Source organism: Piscinibacter sp. (assembly GCF_050175855.1).
Taxonomy (GTDB): domain Bacteria; phylum Pseudomonadota; class Gammaproteobacteria; order Burkholderiales; family Burkholderiaceae_C; genus Piscinibacter.
In genome coordinates this window covers 1-3,276 of the sequence record NZ_JBFXIO010000489.1, presented here as the reverse complement: position 1 = coordinate 3,276, position 3,276 = coordinate 1, and the positions used below count along the sequence as shown (strand labels likewise).

Here is a 3,276-nt window from a genome sequence, read left to right as displayed (position 1 = left end):
GATCTTCTTCGGCCATCAGCATGCGCGCCAGGTTGACTTTGCCGCCACCGATGTGGGTGTGCATGTCGATGCCGCCGGCCATCACCACGCAGCCCGTCGCGTCGATGGTCTCCGCATAGGTCTCGCCGTGCACCGGGGAGGCGATGCGGCCGTCGCGAACGACCACATCGCGCACGGCATCGAGGCGGTTCGACGGGTCGACCACGCGGCCGCCGCGGATCAGGATCGCGCTCATGCGGCGCTCCTCGCCGGCAGCGCGGCCAGCAGCCGCTGTGCCACCGCGGCCACCGTGGACAGCGCATCGGGGCGCGCGGCGCGCAGCGGCATCAGCACCGTGCCGTCGGTGCGGAAGACATGGCCGGCCGAGCCGATGCCCGGCGTGCTCACGGCGATGAAGATGCTGCCGGCGCGACGGCAGCGTTCGGCCAGCGCGGGGTGCCCGAGCACGATCATCGGCAGGCCGTTCTCGGGCGGCGCGGCCTCGGCATCGAAGCTGGCCACCCACAGCAGCGCATCGACCGCGCCCTGCGCGATCAGCCGCAGGCTGCCGTAGCGCAATGGCTCGTGCTCCAGCCCGCGCGGGCCGGCACGCGAGCGCAGCGGCACGCCCGACAGCCAGGCGAACACCTGGTTGGCGGTGGCCACGCCGTTGCCGCCGCCGACCCACAGCGCCGCGGCACGCGTGCTGCGGTTCAATTCGTTGATCGTGCGGTACAGCGTCTCGACGATCAGCGCGCCCTGCTCCGGCAGCTTGGCCACCGAGCCCGAGATCACCGCGTAGCGCGCCGCGCGCAGGCGCTGCGACAGCGCACGCAGTCCTTCCGGCACGCTGGCGCCGGCCATCGCCGGGCGCCCGGCCACGAGCGCGTCGAGCAGCGACACGGTGTCGAACAGGTCACCGCACAGTGGCAGCACCTCGACACTCACACCGTTCCCCGCCCAGGTCTGCAGCACGGCGTCGTCACCGGGCCTCGGGCCCAGCAGCACGACGTGCCGCTTCGGCACCTGCGCATCACCGATACCCATGCGCTCGCGGATCAGCGGCGCGGTGGGCAGCGGCAGGCCGCCGACGAAGACGATCAGGTCGGTGCGCGTGCGCACCTCGGCCAGCGTGGTGGTGAACTGGCCGCGGTCCTGCAGGGCGCGCAGGCCGTGCATCAGCGCGTCACCGGGGGCGGCGTCGCAGATGGCCCCGGTCGCGCAGGCCAGCGGATAGAGCGCGCGAAGCCCGGCCACGTCGGTGCCCAGTCCGGCGAACAGCGGCTGGCGGCTCGCAGCCAGACGCTGCACCGCAGCATCGAAGGCCGCCTCGAGCGTCACGGCCTGGCCGTCGATCTCGGCCATCGGCATCGCCGCGGCACTCGTGAAGCGCGAGAGTGCGTCCCGTGCCCGCGCGCACTCGACGCCGGTCAGTTGCAGGGGCTCGGCACCGGCCCCGACGCGCACGCCGGCATGGTCGCAGGCCAGCGGGCAGAAGGGGCAGGTCCACGCCGAGGCGGCCGTTGCAGATGAACTCATGGATGATCCGTCACGCAAGCGATGTGCCATTGGTGAACACCGGGCGGACCCGCCTCGCGGCGCAGCCTGACCGGCCAAAACTGCCACACAGTGTTTCGGAAACGTCGGCCGACGGCGGCCGCTACCCCCTCGCAGGCGGTGGCACGAATCGTGATGGCGTGGCGGCCATGACCCTTCGCCCCCACGCCCGGCCGCCGCTTCACCGGCGCACCGGCGGCAGCCGCCCGTCATGCAGGGCGCTGGCCACCAGCCAGGCCTGCGCACCGGCCGCGGCGGCCGCTGCCAGGTCGGCCTCGTGGCGGATGCCGCCCGCGCCGACCAGTTTCGTGCCCGGCGAACGGGCCTGCACCTCGCGCAGGGTGTCGAGATCCGGGCCGGCATCGGCGCCGACGCGCTCCAGCGTCATCACGATGACGCGATCCGGCCAGAGTGACGGCGACTCCCAGCAACCGGCCGCATCGAGCACGCGGCCGTCCCGACGGTCGAGCGAGAGCACGGCGGCGCGCCGATCGGCGCAGCAGCGTGCCAGCGCCTCGCGCGAGCCCAGCGACTCGCTGGCGAAGATGCACACCACGCGCTCGGCGTCGGTGCCGATCCGCTCACGCAGCTGCTGCGCGGCGTCCGCGTCCGCGAAGCCGGCGTCGACCCACAGCTCCAGCCCGGGCAGCGCATGCAGCAACTGCTGCAGTACGGCCACCTGCACTTGGCCGCCGGTCAGCGCATCGAGGTCGGCCACGTACAGCCGTGTGGCGTCGCAGTGCTGGCACAGCGCGCGCGCCACGGTGACGGGGTCGCTGCCCTCGCAAAGCTGCGAGACGACCGGCCGGTACGATGCCCGGTCGCCGCGCACGGCGCGCACCGCCTGGCCGCGCATGAGGTCGATCACGGGGATGAGTTGCATGGCGTCGGCGGCTCGGCGGGTGACGGTTCGATGATGCAGGTGTTCGTGTTCGAGTATCTCAGCGGCGGCGGGCTGGTCGACGGCGACGCCGCGGCCACCGCGGTGCTGATGCCGCAAGGCCTGGCCATGCGCGACGCGCTGGTGGCCGACCTGCTGGCCAGCGGCGATTGTGACGTCACCGCCGCCACCTGCGCGCGCGCCGGCGCCTTGCCCGCCGGCTCGGCCGAAGCGGTGCCGCACGACGGCGAGACGCCGGTGGAATTCGCCGCGCGGCTGGCCTCGGGGCACGACCTGGCCTGGATCGTTGCGCCGGAGACCGGCGGCTGCCTGGCCGAGTTCGAGCGGGCCATCGGCGCGCCACGCTGGCTGGGTTGCGACGCGCGCAGCATCGCGATCGCGTCGAGCAAGTCGGCCACGCTGCGCCACCTCGGCGCGCACAACCTGCCCACCCCCTGGGCCCATGCGGCCGCGGCGCGGCGCTGGGTGGTCAAGCCCGACGACGGCGCCGGCAGCGTGGCCACGCAGGTGCACGCCAACCGCCTCGGCGCCGAGGCCGACCTCGCCGGCCGCCATGCACGCGGCGAGAGCGCCTGCCTCGAACCCTGGATCGATGGCGAGGCGATGAGCCTGTCGATGCTGTGCGAGCTCGGCAGGGCCGAACTTCTGAGCGTGAACCGGCAGAAGGTCGCCACGCTGCCGGATGGCTCGCTGCGCTACGACGGCGTCGAGATCGACGTGCTGCCGCGCTCGTCGGCGCGATGGCGCAGCCTGGCCACGCTGGCCGCGCGCGTGGCCGCGGCGCTGCCGGGCCTGCGCGGCTTCGTCGGTGTCGACATCGTGGTCAGCGAGCGGCTCGG

At 73.7% G+C, this 3,276-nt stretch carries 4 protein-coding genes; 1 reads left to right on the top strand and 3 read right to left on the bottom strand.

The window, feature by feature from the left end:
* From AB7U92_RS24450 to AB7U92_RS24440, 3 genes are all read right to left on the bottom strand, one after another.
* A partial coding sequence (locus tag AB7U92_RS24450; RefSeq protein WP_428583025.1) for an amidohydrolase family protein occupies positions 1 to 235 on the bottom strand: 235 nt, incomplete at its 3' end.
* Complete coding sequence (locus tag AB7U92_RS24445) at positions 232 to 1,518, bottom strand: formylmethanofuran dehydrogenase (RefSeq protein ID WP_428583023.1); 1,287 nt, start codon at positions 1,516 to 1,518, stop codon at positions 232 to 234. The genes AB7U92_RS24445 and AB7U92_RS24450, both read right to left, overlap by 4 nt.
* 199 nt (positions 1,519 to 1,717) lie before the next feature.
* A complete protein-coding gene (locus AB7U92_RS24440) occupies positions 1,718 to 2,419 on the bottom strand; it encodes a HisA/HisF-related TIM barrel protein (protein WP_428583021.1) in 702 nt (233 codons plus the stop codon).
* 30 nt (positions 2,420 to 2,449) lie between these two features.
* Here AB7U92_RS24440 and AB7U92_RS24435 point away from each other — a divergent pair.
* On the top strand, positions 2,450 to 3,276 hold an 827-nt coding region (locus AB7U92_RS24435; RefSeq protein WP_428583019.1), incomplete at its 3' end, for an ATP-grasp domain-containing protein.

Bases quoted from the DNA above. Each gene is read 5' to 3' on its own strand.
- AB7U92_RS24445 (WP_428583023.1), bottom strand. From the start codon at position 1,518: ATGAGTTCATCTGCAACGGCCGCCTCGGCGTGGACCTGCCCCTTCTGC.
- AB7U92_RS24440 (WP_428583021.1), bottom strand. From the start codon at position 2,419: ATGCAACTCATCCCCGTGATCGACCTCATGCGCGGCCAGGCGGTGCGC.